The organism is Taklimakanibacter deserti (genome assembly GCA_003574785.1).
Window position 1 is genome coordinate 258478 of the sequence record QORU01000001.1, and the last position, 16380, is coordinate 274857.

Consider the following 16380-nt stretch of genomic DNA (forward strand, 5'->3'; position numbering starts at 1 on the left):
CGGCAAATATCCCCGGCCGTCATTTTCCAGCCTTGCCGAGGGTCTCCATTCTCATGACGGTGACGCCGCCTTGCGCGAGTTCGGGGAGCTTGGCGAACCAGTCCTTCACATAGGGCATGGCATTGTGCGCCTCGAAATCTGCCTGATTGGCGAAGATTTCATAGAAAATGAAATGGCCCGGACTCTCACGGTCCTCCTGGAGGAAATAGACGAGGTTCTTTGGATCGCTGCGCACCAGCGCGACCAGCGGCAATGTTGCTTCGCGAAGCTCCTTTTCCTTGCCTGGCTTGGCGCGGACCTCGGCGACGATCGAATAGGCGCCATGGGGAACCGCGTCATAGCGGATGCCGATGGCCTCCTCGGCAAGCGCTGGTACGGCGCTTGTCAGCAAGACGGCGGCGGATAGGGCATTCAACGCGACGCGCATGGGCAATGGGGATCGCATCTCTCGTCTCCTTCGAGCGTGTTGTGGAAGAAGGTGGCCGGTGTCCGGTTCTTCCGCCAGCCACTTCCTTCATCCCGCTTGCGCAGCCACCATCTGCTGGCGTGCCGTAAAGGCGTCCGCGAATCGCTTCTTCACGGGGCCGAGGGCCTTCACGAATTCGAGCTGCTCGCCCTCCGGTCCTTTGCAGTAGATCAGCTCCCAGCCCTCCGAGAGCCCTTGGGTGATCCGGTTGGTGTTCGCTTCCATCGGCGCTGCCCGGCGCTCTTGCTCGGTCGTGACGGTGATCACGCGGTTAGCCCTGACCTGGGTCATGCCGCGGCGCTCCGATTCCGCCTCCAGGTCCCGGATGAACTTGTTGAAGTCGACGTCGTCGCGAACATAGAAGCAGATATGCATCGAGCGCGGATAGGCCGGGCTCATGTGATCGCGCGGCTCCGCGAAACTGTTGCCGCTTCCCGCAGGTTGACTGGCGTCCCGATATTGCAAAAGCTCGATCACGACATTGTCGAACTGGACGAACCTCACGTCGAGCCGCTGAGTGCCGCCCCCCAGATCGGGAACGCCCATCGTGCGCGGATTGACCTGGCGCTCGCGCGCTTCGATCTCCTGATCGGTCAAGAGTGTATTGTGAATGCGCTCACCCTGGAAATCGCCATCCCGGAAGACCTCGGTGCCGCCCAGCACTTCCGTGTAGAATTCGAAGGCGCGGTCCATGTTCTGGACGGTCAGCCCGAAATGCTGCACGCCCTGCAGCCGCGCCCCCAATGGTCCACTGTTCCGCTGTTCCGCAGTCATGCCGCTGGCGCTTTGTGCGGCTGCCGACTGGGTCAGCGTGGCCGCGGCTGCGGTCATTCCCGCCAGCACTGCAACACCCGCGCCGCGCAGGATATCGCGCCGTCCGGCGTCTGCCAGGTCGTTATGGGCTTGTTCGCTCATTTTGCCACTCCTGATCGATCACCCGGGCGAAGCCTGAGAGAGCTCAGGTCGCCGATGAAGATGAATGATGCTTTACCGGCGGAGAAATCCTACCGCGTTTGGCCGGCGGTGGCTGGTTAAATGAGGTAAAATCGCTGCTCTCGCCGGCCCATCTCGCGCGTACCATGTCTTGACCTGCTCGTTCGTGGCGTCCGCGATAGCGCGAGCGCGACTGTCTTTTTCAAGGTAGCCGATGTGTTCCGAGCAGAATGGCAAGGGGCTTTATGACTGGCCCCCTGACGGCCCGACTAAGTCCTCAATCCATTCGGTCAAATCCAATCGACTCGCGCCCAAAAAATAGGCAAAGGCTCTGGCCGGACGGATCACCTCAGGCTGGCCATGGATGATCTAACATGTGCTATGAGTTTCCGTCCGCCGCCAGAAGGGGTGCCGGGGAAGGAGGGCTTGTGACGCGCGAACTTGCCGATCGTGCTCCGCGGTCCTACGCCTTTGGGCCCTTCGTGCTGATGCCTGAGCGCCAACTGCTGACAAAGAATGATGCGCCGGTTCGAATAGGCAACCGTGCGCTGGACATCCTGACGGCCCTGGTCGAGCGTCCGGGCGAGCCGGTGAGCAAACGTGAATTGATGGCGCGCGTCTGGCCGAACGTCATAGTCGAAGAGAGCAACCTCAAGGTCAACATGGCGGCATTGAGGCGGGCACTCGGCGATGGCGCTGGGGCCGCGCAATACATAGCGACGGTAACGGGGCGGGGCTATAGGTTTATTGCGCCAGTCCAGGTCAGTGGATTGTCTGGCGTCGCGCCGCCCTCCTGGGCGGCAATAACACGCAGCCATAATTTGCCGATCGCGACAACGCGGATCTTCGGGAGGGCGGATGTGATCGAAGCCATAGAGCGCGATCTGGACGAGTACCGGCTCGTATCCATTGTTGGCGCTGGCGGCATCGGAAAGACCACGGTCGCGCTCGCCGTTGCCGAACATGCGATCGAGCTGTTCAGGGATGGTGTCTGGCTGGTCGACCTTGCGCTTTTGAAGGATCCGGCTCTGGCGCCGAACGCCATAGCGACGGCGGTCGGGCTGGCGGCGCATTCCGCGAACATGCTGGCCGCGCTGTGCGAATTTCTGCGCGACCGTGAGATGCTGCTGGTGCTCGACAGCTGTGAACATATCATTGACGCCGCTGCGTCCTGCGCGGATCGTATCCTGGCAAATACCCGGGATGTGAAAATTCTTGCCACCAGCCGCGAGCCGCTCCTGGTGAAAGGTGAGCGCCTCCGCAGGCTACCGGGCCTGGACACGCCACCTTCCTCATCCCGACCGAATGCCGAGGAAGCCCTCACATTCCCTGCCATTCAGCTCTTCGCAGAGCGCGCGACGGAACGGCTTGAAGCTTTCAAGCTGATGGATGCCGATGCGCCGACGGTCGCCGAGATCTGCCGGCGACTTGATGGTCTCGCGCTCGCGATCGAACTCGCCGCGACACGCGTTGATGTATTCGGTGTCGGCGGCGTGCTGAAGCAGCTCGACGATCGATTCCGCCTCCTTGCCGGACGCCGGGCAGGCCCGGAGCGGCACCGCACCCTGACGGCGGCGCTCGACTGGAGCTACAGTCTGCTTTCGGCGGACGAGGCCGCTCTGTTGCGAGCCGTCTCCGTGTGTGCGGGTGCCTTCGATCTCGATGGCGCTTCGGCCGTTTCGGGCGTGGATACCCCGGCCGCGGCGGAAGCGCTGGCGCAGCTTGCCGCGAAGTCTCTGCTGGCGACGGATCTGGACGGCGATGGCTTTGCCTACCGCCTCTTGGAAACTACTCGTACCTATTGCCTCGAACGCCTGCGGGTCAGCGCCGAGGATCAGGCGGTCCGCAGACGCCACGCGGAGCATGTGCACACGGTGCTCGAGCGGGCCGCACGCGAGTGGGCGCAGCGCCCGGCCGGCGAATGGGGTGCCGCCTATGGGCGCGTCCTCGATGATCTGCGCGGTGCGCTGGCCTGGGCCGGACGGGATCCGGCCTATCGGCCGCTGCTCATCCGGCTGACTGTCGCGGGAAGCCTACTGTGGAACCATTTCTCGCTCACCGAAGAATGTCGCGTTCACGTTTCGCGGGCGGTCGAGGAGCTTGACGCCGCAGGACTTGCCGGGACGGCGGTCGAGATGAAGCTTCAGGTTTCGCTCGCCGGCGCCACTATTTTCGTGCGGGGCCTCATGCCGGAGGTGCTAGTGGCGCTACGGCGCGCATTGGGCATCGCCATTCAGATTGGCGACACCGACTATCGCCTTCGCTGCCTTCGGATGATCGGTGTATATGAGCTCTTCACCGGCGATCACGATGCTGGGATCCGCACGCTCGAGACTTTCGCCTCAGTCGCTGCCGCGGAAGACCCATCTGCCCTGCCGGAGGGCGAAACGCACCTCGGTATAGCTGAACTCTTCGTCGGGCGACTTGAGAAGGCCCGCCGACGTCTTGAACGCCTCTACGAGCATGATCTGCAAGACTTCAACAACTCGCGTTTTGTACGCTTCCTGTACGCCAGGAACGTCGATGTCGGCAATGTGCTGTCGAACGTACAGTGGTTGACGGGTTCACCCGATACCGCTGTGCGCACGGTGGAGGCGACGGTCGAGCAGGCGCTCAAGACCAAACACGAATTGTCGCTGAGCAACGCCCTCGCGGTTGCCGCCTGCCCGGTTTTCTTCTTGAGCGGACGTTACGAGGAATGTGGGCGTTACGTCGATATGCTCGGCGACCTGGTGGCGCGGCACGGCATCGTAACGTGGCGTCCGGTGGCCCTCTTTTATCGCGCGGCGCTGGCAGGCGCGCAACGTGACGTCCCGGCGAAAGTGGTCGATGACCTCAAGCGATCCGTTGAGGAATTCCGCGCCATAAATCACCTGGCGCGGATGCCTTACTACTTGAGTGCCGTGGCGGACGCCCTGGCCAAACGCGGGAGTCTTGGCGACGCTGAAACGACGATCCAAGCCGCGCTCGATATCGCCCGTGCACAGAATGAGGGCTGGTGCCTTCCGGAGGTTCTGCGCATCCAGGCCTCCATTCTCGCCGCTCAGGGTCGGTCGGATGAGGCAGAGTCGCTGCTCGTCGAGTCAATGGCGTTTGCCCAGGAAACCGGTGCATTTTCCTGGCGGTTGCGATCGGCCAACGATCTCGCAGAGCTATGGCGCGTCAGGTCGCGAGAGGACGATGCACACAAGATGCTACTTTCTGTTTATAAGGAATTTTCGGAAGGGTTCGCGACGCGCGACCTCATGGTCGCCGCCGATCTCCTCGCCTCACTGGCACGTCCTGGAGGTGATGCTAGACAGCTTTGCGGGACAGGAAGTCCCTGATGAGCGCCGCGATCTCCGCCCCGTCGGTCTCCAAGGCGAAATGCCCCGTGTCAAAGAGGTGGATCTCCGCGTCAGGGACATCTCTCCGGAAGGCGTAGGCGCCGGCGGGGTCGAAGAAAGGATCGCCGCTTCCCCAAACGGCGAGAACGGGCGGCTTTGTCGTGCGCAGATACTCTTGCCAGCGCGAATAGAGCGCGACGTTGGATTTATAGTCGCCGAAGAGGTCGAGCTGCAGTTCCAGATCGCGCTCGATAATGGTCTGATCGTGCGCGATCGCATCCGGGCTCACGAGTTCGAGTTTGTCTTTCGGTACGCCGTGTGTGTACTGGGAGCGTGTGGCTTCGGCTGTCAGGAAAGGGCGAAGCGCGTCGCGGTTTGCCGCAGTAGGATGATCCCAATAAGCCCGCATGGGTCTTAGAGTGTCTTCCCGCAAGCCTTCTTCGTAGGCGTTCCCGTTCTGCGTAATGATGGCGGAGATTCGGTGCGGATACGCGGCCGCCAGCCGGAAGCCGATGGGCGCGCCATAGTCGAACACCATCATGGCGAAGCGCTCGAGGCCGAGCGCATGGATGAACGATTGGACAGCCTTGTAGATATTGCCGAACGTATGGGCGTAGGCTCCACGCGGAGGCGCCTTCGTATAGCCGAACCCGGGAAAGTCAGGCGCGAGAATCCTGTACTTGTCGGCCAGCTGTGGAATGAGGTTGCGATACATGTGGCTGGATGTCGGGAAGCCGTGAAGCAGGAGCACGATTGGTGCCGCTACGTCTCCTGCTTCACGGTAGAACATTTCCACCTCGCCGAGATCGACAGTCTTGTATCGCACTGCATGCACGCTCATAACTTGTTCCTTACGGCTGGTGTCCTGCCGTCGTACGCTTTGACATGAAGCCGCTGAAACTCATGAGGAAGATGCCCCCACCATGCGCCGATGAGACGGCTATGGTGTTTCGTCCAGCGTCTGGTAGTCCGCGTAGCCTTCGGCCCCACCACCCGTAGTATGTCGCCTTGTTGGCGAAAAAAGAGCCAGTTCAGCGTTAGTCCGCATGGTTCACCGCACCGCCGGTACATTGGCATGTGTACTTCTGGATCATGGCAGGTCTCGTTCCAGTCGATTTCACTTGGGGCTAGAGGCCGTCAGCTTCTCAGGAAATCCAACAGGTCCGCATTCAACCGTTCGCGATGCGTGAAGGTCAGTCCGTGTGGGGCTCCATTGTAGATCTTGAGCTCCGCGGTTGGCAGCAGACGTGCTACGGCGCGCGCCGAGCCATCGATCGGCACGATCTGGTCGTCGTCGCCATGGATCACCAGCGTCGGCCGGTCGAACTTTCGCACGTCGTCGCGGAAATCCTCCGAGAGTGCCGCAATGCAGTCGTAAGTATTTTTCAACCCGGCCATCATGCCCTGCTGCCACCAGAGATCGATCTGGCCCTGTGAGACCGTCGCACCCGCCCGGTTGAACCCGTAGAACGGGCCGCTGGCGATGCCGAGGAAGAATTGTGCGCGATCCACGACCTGCCCGGCGCGCAGCCCGTCCAACACCTCAATAGGCACGCCATCCGGATTTGTGTCAGTCTTCAGCCGGAACGGCGTCACGGCCGAGATCAAGCCGAGCTTCGCGACATTGCCCGTGCCGTGCCTGCCGACGAAACGCGCCACTTCGCCCCCGCCGGCCGAAAAGCCGAATACGGAGACATGACGCAATCCCAGGTGATCAATAAGCTGGGCAAGGTCATCGGCATAGTGGTCCATGTCATTGCCATCCCACGGCTGGCTCGAACGACCGTGACCGCGCCGGTCATGGACGATTACGCGATAGCCGTTGCTCGCGAGATGAAAGGCTTGAGCATCCCAGCTGTCAGCGCTGAGGGGCCAGCCATGGCAAAGCACGACTGCCGGGCCGTTCCTCGGCCCCCAATCCTTGAAGTAGATCATAACGTCATCACGGGTTTTGAACGTCGTCATGATGGGGGGCTCCATTGTTGTTGCGCTGAAGGACGCCGCTGGGAATGCGCCTGCGAGGATGGCCACGGACGAGCCGATGAGGACATCCCGACGCGATGCTCTCGGTTGGAAGTGTGGATGGATATATCCGCCCATCGTGCAACCCCTGGAGAATTGGCATGCGCATGACCTTCACGCCGCCACCGGCGAGCTCGGTCTGGCGAACCAGTCTTTCACATAAGCCATGGTGTTATGCGCGTTTTAGCCGGCCATGGCTGGTTAAATGTGGTAAAATTCCGCAGCCATCTCCTCACCGCGCCGATTGCCCGAAGCTGACACCGGCGACTGCCATCGATGTGCGGTCTTGATGTCTGCATCCGCGCTGCTGCGAAAATTTTACCTCATTTAACCGGCTCATTCGCAGTGACCGTGATAGCTTCGCCTTCATCGTGATGTTGTCGCTGACAAACGATGGCGCCACGGTCAGAAGAGACAGCGGATGTGGATGGCCTGCATGTGAAGGATCATGCGCAGGGATGCGATCTCATTCCGCCGACAAACAGGGAGCCTGAAGATGGCTTTACTGCTCCATGTGAACGGCCGGAGCCACTCAGTCGATGTGGATCCCGATACGCCCTTGCTATGGGTGTTGCGTGACGTCCTGGGCCTTACCGGCACCAAGTTTGGCTGCGGTGTCGCGCAATGCGGTGCCTGCACGGTTCATCTCGACGGGCATGCGGTTCGCTCCTGCGTCACGACTGTTGAGAGCGCGGGCTCTTCCGCAATCACGACAATTGAAGCCGTCGGCCAGACGCCGAATGGAAGCCGTATCCAGAAAGCCTGGCACGAGAAGGAAGTGGTTCAGTGCGGTTACTGCCAGCCGGGACAGATCATGTCGGCTACGGCGCTGCTGAACGAGAATCCAGCACCGAACGATAACGACATCGACGCGGTCATGTCCGGCAACATCTGTCGCTGCGGCACTTATCCACGCATCCGGGCCGCCATCAAGCAGGCCGCAACCGGCACTCCCGGCAACGGGAATGGAGGGTAAATGGGCATACTGACAAAGGCGGACGATGTGAGGGTTTCACGCCGCACTTTCGTCCTGTCAGCTCTGCTTGCCGGTGGAAGCCTGGTAATCGGTCCCCGGCTGGTCTTGGCACAGGCGGGTAGCGATGCGATCGCGCTCAATCCCTTTATCCGCATAACTGCGGCCGGCAAAGTCGAACTGGTCATGGCATCAGTCGAGATGGGCCAGGGCGCCTATATGGGCCTTTCGACCTTGTTGGCCGAGGAGTTGGAAGTGACGCTCGACCAGATCGTCGCTGTTCCGGCGCCGGCAGATCCTGCGCTCTATGCCCACCCGGCGCTCGGCGATCAGATCACGGGCGGGTCCGTCTCCATTCGCGGCTTTTGGGAGCCGATGCGCCGCGCCGGCGCGACGGCGCGGATCATGCTGATCGCCGCTGCCGCCAAGGAATGGGGAGTTGCGGCGACGGATTGCCGTGCCGAAGCGGGCGAGGTGATCCATGCGACGAGCGGCCGTCGACTTTCATATGGCGTGCTGGTCGAGAAGGCTGCCGCCATGCCGGTCCCGCAAGAGGTGGCGCTGAAACCGGTGCGCGAGTTCAAGCTGATCGGCAAACCGGGTCGACGCATCGACACGCCGGCAAAGGTCAACGGCACCGCAAAATTCGGGCTGGATGCCCGCCCCTCAGGCGTGAAATTTGCCGCGATCAGGATATGTCCTACCTTTGGCGGCACGCTTTCGTCCGTGTATGACGGCGAAGCTTTGAAGGTCAAAGGCGTCCGTCAGGTCGTCAAGCTCAGTGACGCCGTCGCCGTCGTTGCGGATCATACTGGCGCTGCCCGGAAAGGGCTCGCGGCGCTGCAGGTCTCCTGGAATCTTGGCCCTAGTGCTTCTCTCAGCACGGAAGAGCTCGAACGCCTTGCCGATGCCGCCATGGCCGGCGATGCGCTGGTCGCCGTGAACGAGGGCGACGTCGCGGCGGCCGAGGCCACGCATGAGCGCGGCCTTGAAGCCGTCTATCGCCTGCCCATTCTCCCGCACACCGCGATGGAGCCGATGAATTGCACGGTGCATGTGCGCCCCGATTCCTGTGATATCTGGGTGGGCACGCAAGTCGCAGGCCGGGCGCGCAATGCGGTCGCCGAACTGCTGGGTTTGCCCGTCGACAAGGTGGTCGTCCATAACCATCTCCTTGGCGGCGGTTTCGGCCGCCGGCTCGACCATGATGGGGTGCTCATGGCGGCACGGATGGCCCAGCATATTGCGGGACCGGTGCAGGTCGTGTGGAGCCGTGAGGAGGACATACGGCACGATTCGTATCGTTATCTCAATCTCAGCCGGATCAATGTTCGGCTCGGCGCGGACGGACTGCCGGTGTCGTGGCGCCACCGAGTCGTAGGACCGGCGATCATGGCGCGCTTCCTGCCGATCTTCTTCAAGGATGGAATCGACCTGGATATCGTCGAAACGGCCGAGAGTCCCTACGGCATTGCCAACAGACGTGTGGAATTCGTACGCCATGAAGCGCCGGACGGCATGCTCACCGGCAACTGGCGCGGCGTGGGGCCGACGCGAAACGCACCCGCCGTTGAAGGCGGGATCGATGAAGCCGCCCATCTCGCTGGCATCGATCCGGTTGACTATCGCCGGCGGCTGCTTGGCGGCAATCCTCGCCTAAAAGCCGCGCTTGACCTCGCTGCCGACAAAGCAGGATGGGGGAGCGATCTGGGGCCGGACCGTGGCCGTGGCATTGCGCTATTGTCGGCATTTGGAAGTTTTGCAGCGCTCGTCGCACAGGTGCATGTCGACCAGCGCGGCTCGCTCAAGGTCGAGCGGATTGTGGCTGCGGTCGACTGCGGCGTCGTGGTCAATCCCGAGATATTGCGCCAGCAGGTCGAGAGCGGCGTGGTCTATGGGCTGAGCGCGACGCTTTACGGGCGCCTGACCGTGAAGCAGGGCGCCATCGTCGAAAGCAATTTCGATGACCAGCCGGTGCTGCGCATGAATGAGTGCCCGCCGATCGAGGTTCATCTCATCGAGAACGAGGAAGCTCCGGGTGGCGTCGGCGAATTGGCGACACCCGGCGTCGCGCCGGCGCTCCTGAATGCGATCTTTGCCGCCACCGGCGAGCGCCTGCGCAGGCTGCCTATCGGCACGACAGGCCTGAGCAGGAGCTGAGGATGCAACTAACCCGGGAATTTTCACGCTTGAGCCTCATCTTGGCGGTAGCGGCGTTCGCCATCGTCACGACGCTCGCCATCCGCAACGTGGTTGCCGACAGCCCGACATCCACGGCGGACGCGTTGAAAAGCCCTGCCGATTTCGACGCCATCGCGGATACCGCCGCGCGCTCGAGCGCGCTTTTTACCGAGGCGGCCAAAGTCATCACCGATCCGCGTTGCATGAATTGTCATCCGGCCACCCGCAGTCCGACGCAGGGCGACGACATGCATGCACATATGCCGCCGATGATGGCTGGCGAGAGCGGAAAGGGGGGCGCCGGCCTCAATTGTCATGCCTGCCATCGCTTCGGCAACACGGCACTGGCGGGAAGCCGGGTCGGCTCGGTGCCCGGTGCCGAGCACTGGCTGCTTGCGCCGGCGAGCATGGCCTGGCAGGGACTGACATTGGGCGAGATCTGCCGTCAACTGAAAGATCCCACGCGCAATGGCGGTCGCTCGCTCGCCGACATCCACAAGCATGTCAGCACCGATCACCTGGTCGGCTGGGCTTGGCATCCCGGTGAGGGACGCCGCCCCGCTCCCGGGACCCAGGATATTTTCGGCGCGCTGATCAAGGCTTGGATCACGACCGGTGCCGAATGTCCTGCATAATCGTGGCCTGCGCTATTTTGGAGTGGCCAGTTTGTGGTTCGGGCCGATGGTCCCGAGAAATCAATAAACTCCAAAGCTGCCATGTGTGCGGCGTGTGAAGCGGCGGCTTCTCACGAGACCGCGCCTCAAAATTCTCGCGTGCCGCTTTCTCCGCTCGGTCGACGGCCCCGTTGATGGCGGCACCGGTGGACCCGGAAATGGCGAGGGCGGTAGAGGCGGCGGCGCAAGCTCTGTGCGATGCGGGGCATCATGTCGAGGAAGCGGTGCCGCAAATCGACCTTCCGGCGATCGACGAAGCCTGCCTCAATATCTGGTATTACGGTTTCGATGCTTGGCTTGATGAGCTGGGCCGCCTTGCGGGACAAAAGGTCGGTCCACAGACCGTGGAAAGGCAACGCTCAAGTTTTACGAGTTTGCCAAGCGCCAGCGCCCGATGACTACCATCGCGCGCTGAGGGCGTATTCGCTCCTCCGCATCCGCGCCGGCATGTGCTGCTCATGGCGGTGCGGACGGCAAGCCGTCACGGACTTACCTAGCGATAGTTGGGGCCGAGAGATGCGAAGCATCATCGCATCGAGCTTACGTTGTCGATGAATCAGTGTTTCTGTTGTGAACCGGGATGGCGCAACGCGGCTCCTGTCAGTCCTCACATTCACAACAGCGCAGCGCCACAAAAGTTCCAAGATTTTATTTGCCGTTCTTCATCGCCTCATTGCGGATCTGCGACAAGGTCCGCACCGGCGTGATCGCCTCGGGATCGATCAGGCAATGTATGATGGCGGGCTTGCCCGATTCCACCGCGCGCTCGAAGGCAGGCGCGAATTCTTCCGTCGTCTCGACCCGCTCGCCATGGCCGCCAAAGACCTTCGCATAGGCGGAGAAATCCGGATTCTTGAGCAGCGTCGCCGAGATGCGATTGGGATAATCGCGCTCCTGATGCATGCGGATCGTGCCGTACATCGAATTGTCGACGACGATGACGATGAGCGGAATGCCGTACTGGACGGCGGTCGCGAATTCCTGGCCGTTCATCAAAAAGCACCCGTCGCCGGCAAAGGCGACGACGGGACGGTCGGGAAACTGGCGCTTCGCCAGGACTGCCGCCGGCACGCCGTAACCCATCGAGCCCGAGGTCGGCGCCAGCTGCGTGCCGAGCTGGCGGAAGCGGTAATAGCGGTGGATCCAGATGGAGTAATTGCCGGCGCCATTGGCGATGATCGCATCGGCGGGCAGGCGGTCGGAGAGCCAGCGCATGACCTCGCCGTACTGGAATTTGCCCGGCAGTTTGGCGGGTTTGTCGGTCCAGTCGAGGAAGTCCTGGCGCGCCACGCGCGTCGCCTCGGCCCAGGGCGCATCATTGGGCTGGCTGAGCTCGGCCAGGCTCAAGCAGAAGGCATCGGGCGATGCCTGGATCGCCAAGGCCGGCTGATAGACCTTGCCCAGTTCCTCAGGTCCCGGATGGATATGGACGAGGGTCTGGCGCGGCGTCGGCACATTGATGAGCGAATAGGACGAGGACGGCATCTCCGACATGCGGGCGCCCAGGAGCACCAGGAGATCGGCTTCCTTCACGCGCGCCGCGAGCTTGGGATTGGGGCCGATCCCGACATCGCCGACATAGTTGGGATGATCGGCCGGGAAGAGGTGGGCGCGGCGGAAGGAGGTGGTGACGGGGAGCGCGAATTTCTCGGAAAAGGCGATGAAGGATTTCTGCGCCTCCTCGCTCCAGCGCGAGCCGCCGAGGATGAAGAGCGGCCTCTTCGCCTGGCGCAGCAGCTCGCCGAAATGCTCCATGGCCTGCGGTCCGGGCCAGGCTTCGACGGGCGTGACCTTGGGGGCGTCGGCGACGTCGGCCGTCTCGGTCAGCATGTCTTCCGGCAAGGCGATGACGACCGGGCCGGGCCGGCCCTGGCAAGCGACGCGGAAGGCGCGCGCCACGAGTTCCGGCAACCGCTGAGCGCTGTCGACCTCGACCACCCATTTCGCGATCGAGCCGAAGAAGGCCTTGTAGTCGACTTCCTGGAAGGCCTCGCGCTCGCGCATGCCGCGCTCGACCTGGCCGATGAACAGGATCATCGGGGTCGAATCCTGGGCGGCGATGTGGACGCCGTGGCTGGCATTGGTGGCGCCGGGGCCACGGGTCACGAAGCAGATGCCGGGCTTGCCGGTGAGCTTGCCATAGGCTTCCGCCATCATGGCGGCACCGCCTTCATTGCGGCAAACGAGGATGTCGATCCTGGCATCGTGCAGCGCGTCGAGCACCGCGAGATAGCTTTCGCCCGGAACGCAGGCCAGGCGCTCGACGCCCTGGACCAGCAACTGGTCGACCAGGATCTGGCCGCCGGTTCTTTTTGTCATGTCATTCCCTCTTTTATGTATTGCGCATGATCAAATCGTAAAACCGGCGAGATGGCCGGGTACATGGCCGGGTTAAACCCGGCCATCCAGCCCGGCCATGAACTTTTCCGGATCATGCGCTAGATATCGAATTTGACGCCCTGCGCCAGCGGCAGTGCGCGGCCGTAATTGATGGCGCTGGTGACGCGCCGCATATAGGCCTTCCAGGCATCGGAGCCGGATTCGCGGCCGCCGCCGGTCTCCTTCTCGCCGCCAAAGGCGCCGCCGATCTCGGCGCCGGACGAGCCCATATTCACATTGGCAAGGCCGCAATCGGAGCCCGAGGCCGAGAGAAAGCGCTCCGATTCGCGCAAGTCGGTGGTGAAGATCGCCGAGGACAGGCCCTGCGGCACGGCATTGTGGAGCGCCAGCGCCTCGTCGAAGTCCTTGTAGCTCAGCACATAGAGAATGGGCGCGAAGGTCTCGGCCAGCACCGGGCCGGTCTGGGCCGGCATCTCGACCAGCGCGGGCGCGACGTAATAGGCCTCATCGCCCAGCGCCGTGACGCGCTTGCCGCCATGCACCTTGCCGCCGGCTTGCGTCGCGGCGGCGAGCGCCTTCTGCATCGCCTCATAGGCTCGCTTGTCGATGAGCGGGCCGACCAGCGTGGCGGACGACATGGGGTTGCCGATGGCCACCGTCTCATAGACTTGTCTGAGGCGCGGCACGAAACTCTCATAGACGCTCTCATGCACGATGAGGCGGCGCAGCGACGTGCAGCGCTGGCCGGCGGTGCCGATCGCCGAGAAAGCGGTGGCGCGCAAAGCCAGATCGAGATCGGCGGACGGGCAGAGGATCGCGGCATTGTTGCCGCCGAGCTCGAGAATGGCGCGCCCGAAGCGGCGGGCGAGGCGCTCGCCGACGATGCGGCCCATGCCGGTCGAGCCCGTCGCCGAGACGAGCGGCACGCGCGGATCATCGACGAGGATCTCGCCGACATCGCGGCCGCCGATGAGAAGGGTGACGAGGTCTTTGGGCACACCCTCGAGCTTGGCGGCGGCGCGGCGGAACAGCGCCTCGGTCGCGATCGCGGTGAGCGGCGTCTTCTCCGAGGGTTTCCAGATCACCGGATTGCCGCAGACGAGGGCCAAGGCGGCATTCCACGACCAGACCGCGACGGGGAAGTTGAAGGCGGTGATGACGCCGGTCGGGCCCAAGGGATGCCATTGCTCCATCAGGCGATGGTCGGCGCGCTCGCTCACCATGGTGAGGCCATAGAGCTGGCGCGACAGGCCGACGGCGAAATCGCAGATGTCGATCATCTCCTGCACTTCGCCCAGGCCTTCGGTCAGGATTTTGCCGGTCTCGATGGTGACGAGGCGACCGAGGCCTTCCTTCTCGGCGCGCAATTCATTGCCGAGCAAGCGGATGAGCTCGCCCCGCACCGGGGCAGGGACGAGGCGCCAGGTGCTAAAAGCTTGCACCGACCGGCCGATCGCTGCCTTGGCCTCGGCGGCATCGGTGAGCCTGACCCGGGCAATGACCTCGCCCGAAATCGGCGAACGGACATCATGATTGCCGTCGGTCAGGCGTTCCGGGGGGAGGCCGAGCCTGGCGAAGAATTGGGCGACATCGCGGGCGAGGCTCGGGCTTTTCTCAGGCTTGTTCATTCAAGTCTCCAGATGATCCGGGACGTCTTCTAGAACCGGACGCCCAGAAGGGGAAACCGGTTTTTCGGAAAGAAGGTATTCGCAAATGGAAATCGTCCGCGCGAAGAAAGAGGCGGCCTGATATTGCCGTCGAGCCGGCCGCTAATGGCTCATTCTCCCAAGGCTTGCCTGTTTGATTTTGTCCATCCGCCTGCGGCTCTCACGATTGATCTGATAAATCCATTATTTTCAATTTCATTTCATTTAGTTAGGTCTTGTCAGAATTTGTTTGAGCGGCGGTCGGCAGCGCAAGACTTGGCGCCCCGCCTGCCTATTCCAACTTTTCTGTTAGTTGTTCTCTTTATGTTTCTTTGGCCGGAATGCCGTGATTTGGGCCGTTCGCGAGATGTTTTTTATCAGGGGGAGTCGTAGCGGAAGAGGGCGCATCCCCTAGACCGAGGAATGCCTTGCGGGTGGAGAAGACGGCTTGACCTCGGGTTTACTTCTTGTTGTGGCCTCGTTCAGGGCTATCGCAGCGGATCTTGCGTCGATTCTTTGTTTGTTCGCTTCAGGTTCTCATGTCCTTTAATATAAACAATAAAAAACAATAGTTTAAATAAAGGCTTGCCATGAGAACAAAAAAAGTACATTATGACGACATCGCCGTTGTTCGAGACTCATTTGCACCGGCGGAACCCTTGTGAAATAAGGAGCAGCGGCGATGGCGACGGGGCAAACGAATCTTAGAGTTGTCGAGAACACGAATATGGACAAGAGCAAGGCTCTGGATGCAGCGCTGAGCCAGATCGAGCGCGCCTTCGGCAAGGGCTCGATCATGAAGCTCGGCACGACCCAGTCGCTCGACATCGCTGCGATTTCGACAGGCTCGCTCGGGCTCGATATCGCGCTCGGCATCGGCGGCCTGCCCAAGGGCCGGGTCATCGAGATCTACGGGCCGGAATCCTCAGGCAAGACCACGCTCGCTTTGCAGACGGTCGCCGAAGCCCAGAAGAGGGGCGGCATCTGCGCCTTCGTCGATGCCGAACATGCGCTCGATCCGGTCTATGCGCGCAAGCTCGGCGTCAATGTCGACGACCTCCTGATCTCGCAGCCCGACACCGGCGAGCAGGCGCTCGAAATCGCCGATACGCTGGTGCGCTCCGGCGCCATCGAAATCCTGGTCATCGATTCCGTAGCGGCGCTGACGCCGCGCGCCGAGCTCGAAGGCGAGATGGGCGACAGCCTTCCCGGCCTCCAGGCGCGGCTGATGAGCCAGGCTCTGCGCAAGCTCACCGCCTCGATCTCCAAGTCGAACTGCATGGTGATCTTCATCAACCAGATCCGCATGAAGATCGGCGTCATGTTCGGCTCGCCCGAAACGACCACCGGCGGCAATGCCCTCAAATTCTACGCTTCCGTCCGCCTCGACATAAGGCGCATCGGCCAGATCAAGGAGCGCGAGGAGGTGGTCGGCAACCAGACCCGCGTCAAGGTGGTCAAGAACAAGGTGGCGCCACCCTTCAAGCAGGTCGAGTTCGACATCATGTATGGCGAAGGCATCTCCAAGACGGGCGAGCTCATCGATCTCGGCGTCACCGCCGGCATCGTCGAGAAATCCGGCTCCTGGTATTCCTACAATGGCGAGCGCATCGGGCAGGGGCGTGAGAACGCGAAAACCTTCCTCAAGCAGAATGCCGATGTGGCGGAAGCCATCGAGCAGGCGATCAGAGCCAATGCCGGGCTGATCGCCGCCAAGATCACCAATTCTTCCCCCGACGAGGCGGCCGAATAGCTCCTTTCCATTCCGGCCTTCCCTCACCCATCCCCAGGCCGGCTAAAGGTGTGAAGCCTCACACCG

12 protein-coding genes are annotated in these 16380 nt (G+C 62.2%); 6 read left to right on the forward strand and 6 right to left on the reverse strand.

What is annotated here, in order from left to right; all coding sequences use genetic code 11:
* Window positions 1-19: 19 nt before the first annotated feature.
* Together DS839_RS01165 and DS839_RS01170 are read right to left on the reverse strand one after the other, a co-directional pair.
* Window positions 20-445, reverse strand: a complete 426-nt coding sequence (locus DS839_RS01165) for a putative quinol monooxygenase (protein WP_438816478.1) — start codon at window positions 443-445, stop codon at window positions 20-22.
* 69 nt (window positions 446-514) lie between these two features.
* The gene (locus DS839_RS01170) at window positions 515-1381 is read right to left on the reverse strand and encodes a VOC family protein (RefSeq protein ID WP_119268447.1); all 867 of its coding nucleotides are present in this window, start codon (window positions 1379-1381) and stop codon (window positions 515-517) included.
* 446 nt (window positions 1382-1827) lie between these two features.
* Here DS839_RS01170 and DS839_RS01175 point away from each other — a divergent pair, with 446 nt between their 5' ends.
* Complete coding sequence (locus tag DS839_RS01175) at window positions 1828-4725, forward strand: ATP-binding protein (RefSeq protein WP_119268830.1); 2898 nt, start codon at window positions 1828-1830, stop codon at window positions 4723-4725.
* On the opposite strand, the gene DS839_RS01180 is transcribed toward DS839_RS01175, so the two are convergent.
* Together DS839_RS01180 and DS839_RS01185 are read right to left on the reverse strand one after the other, a co-directional pair.
* A complete protein-coding gene (locus DS839_RS01180; protein ID WP_119268448.1) occupies window positions 4694-5566 on the reverse strand; it encodes an alpha/beta fold hydrolase in 873 nt (290 codons plus the stop codon). The two genes, DS839_RS01175 and DS839_RS01180, sit on opposite strands and share 32 nt — an antisense overlap.
* A 296-nt stretch (window positions 5567-5862) precedes the next feature.
* Window positions 5863-6825: an alpha/beta fold hydrolase gene (locus DS839_RS01185; protein WP_119268449.1), complete on the reverse strand. Its 963-nt coding sequence runs from the start codon at window positions 6823-6825 to the stop codon at window positions 5863-5865.
* Between the two features lie 418 nt (window positions 6826-7243).
* Between DS839_RS01185 and DS839_RS01190 the strand changes: the two genes are divergently transcribed.
* The 4 genes from DS839_RS01190 (at window position 7244) to DS839_RS01205 (ending at window position 10973) form a co-directional block, all read left to right on the forward strand.
* Window positions 7244-7723 (forward strand): (2Fe-2S)-binding protein, encoded by a 480-nt coding sequence (locus tag DS839_RS01190; protein WP_119268831.1) that lies wholly within the window; start codon window positions 7244-7246, stop codon window positions 7721-7723.
* Window positions 7724-9880, forward strand: coding sequence for a xanthine dehydrogenase family protein molybdopterin-binding subunit (locus DS839_RS01195; RefSeq protein WP_119268450.1), 2157 nt, complete (start codon window positions 7724-7726; stop codon window positions 9878-9880).
* Between the two features lie 29 nt (window positions 9881-9909).
* Entirely contained in the window at window positions 9910-10536 is a 627-nt protein-coding gene (locus DS839_RS01200; RefSeq protein WP_368911016.1) for an Isoquinoline 1-oxidoreductase subunit, read from the forward strand.
* 173 nt (window positions 10537-10709) lie between these two features.
* Complete coding sequence (locus DS839_RS01205; RefSeq protein WP_162918215.1) at window positions 10710-10973, forward strand: hypothetical protein; 264 nt, start codon at window positions 10710-10712, stop codon at window positions 10971-10973.
* 250 nt (window positions 10974-11223) lie between these two features.
* Here DS839_RS01205 and DS839_RS01210 read toward each other — a convergent pair whose 3' ends face one another.
* Window positions 11224-12894, reverse strand: a complete 1671-nt coding sequence (locus DS839_RS01210; protein ID WP_119268453.1) for a thiamine pyrophosphate-binding protein — start codon at window positions 12892-12894, stop codon at window positions 11224-11226.
* A 119-nt stretch (window positions 12895-13013) separates the two neighbouring features.
* On the reverse strand, window positions 13014-14543 hold the full coding sequence (amaB, locus tag DS839_RS01215; RefSeq protein ID WP_119268454.1) for an L-piperidine-6-carboxylate dehydrogenase: 1530 nt from the start codon (window positions 14541-14543) through the stop codon (window positions 13014-13016).
* Between the two features lie 700 nt (window positions 14544-15243).
* Between amaB and recA the strand changes: the two genes are divergently transcribed.
* Window positions 15244-16314, forward strand: a complete 1071-nt coding sequence (gene recA, locus DS839_RS01220) for a recombinase RecA (protein WP_119268455.1) — start codon at window positions 15244-15246, stop codon at window positions 16312-16314.
* Window positions 16315-16380 lie beyond the last annotated feature (66 nt).

What these genes read in the sequence shown, in the direction of transcription:
- DS839_RS01205 (WP_162918215.1), top strand. Translation starts at nt 10,710, where the DNA reads ATGGCGGCACCGGTGGACCCGGAAATGGCGAGGGCGGTAGAGGCGGCG.
- DS839_RS01170 (WP_119268447.1), bottom strand. Translation starts at nt 1,381, where the DNA reads ATGAGCGAACAAGCCCATAACGACCTGGCAGACGCCGGACGGCGCGAT.
- DS839_RS01210 (WP_119268453.1), bottom strand. Translation starts at nt 12,894, where the DNA reads ATGACAAAAAGAACCGGCGGCCAGATCCTGGTCGACCAGTTGCTGGTC.
- DS839_RS01185 (WP_119268449.1), bottom strand. Translation starts at nt 6,825, where the DNA reads ATGGGCGGATATATCCATCCACACTTCCAACCGAGAGCATCGCGTCGG.
- DS839_RS01165 (WP_438816478.1), bottom strand. Translation starts at nt 445, where the DNA reads ATGCGATCCCCATTGCCCATGCGCGTCGCGTTGAATGCCCTATCCGCC.
- amaB (WP_119268454.1), bottom strand. Translation starts at nt 14,543, where the DNA reads ATGAACAAGCCTGAGAAAAGCCCGAGCCTCGCCCGCGATGTCGCCCAA.
- DS839_RS01180 (WP_119268448.1), bottom strand. Translation starts at nt 5,566, where the DNA reads ATGAGCGTGCATGCAGTGCGATACAAGACTGTCGATCTCGGCGAGGTG.
- recA (WP_119268455.1), top strand. Translation starts at nt 15,244, where the DNA reads ATGGCGACGGGGCAAACGAATCTTAGAGTTGTCGAGAACACGAATATG.
- DS839_RS01190 (WP_119268831.1), top strand. Translation starts at nt 7,244, where the DNA reads ATGGCTTTACTGCTCCATGTGAACGGCCGGAGCCACTCAGTCGATGTG.
- DS839_RS01195 (WP_119268450.1), top strand. Translation starts at nt 7,724, where the DNA reads ATGGGCATACTGACAAAGGCGGACGATGTGAGGGTTTCACGCCGCACT.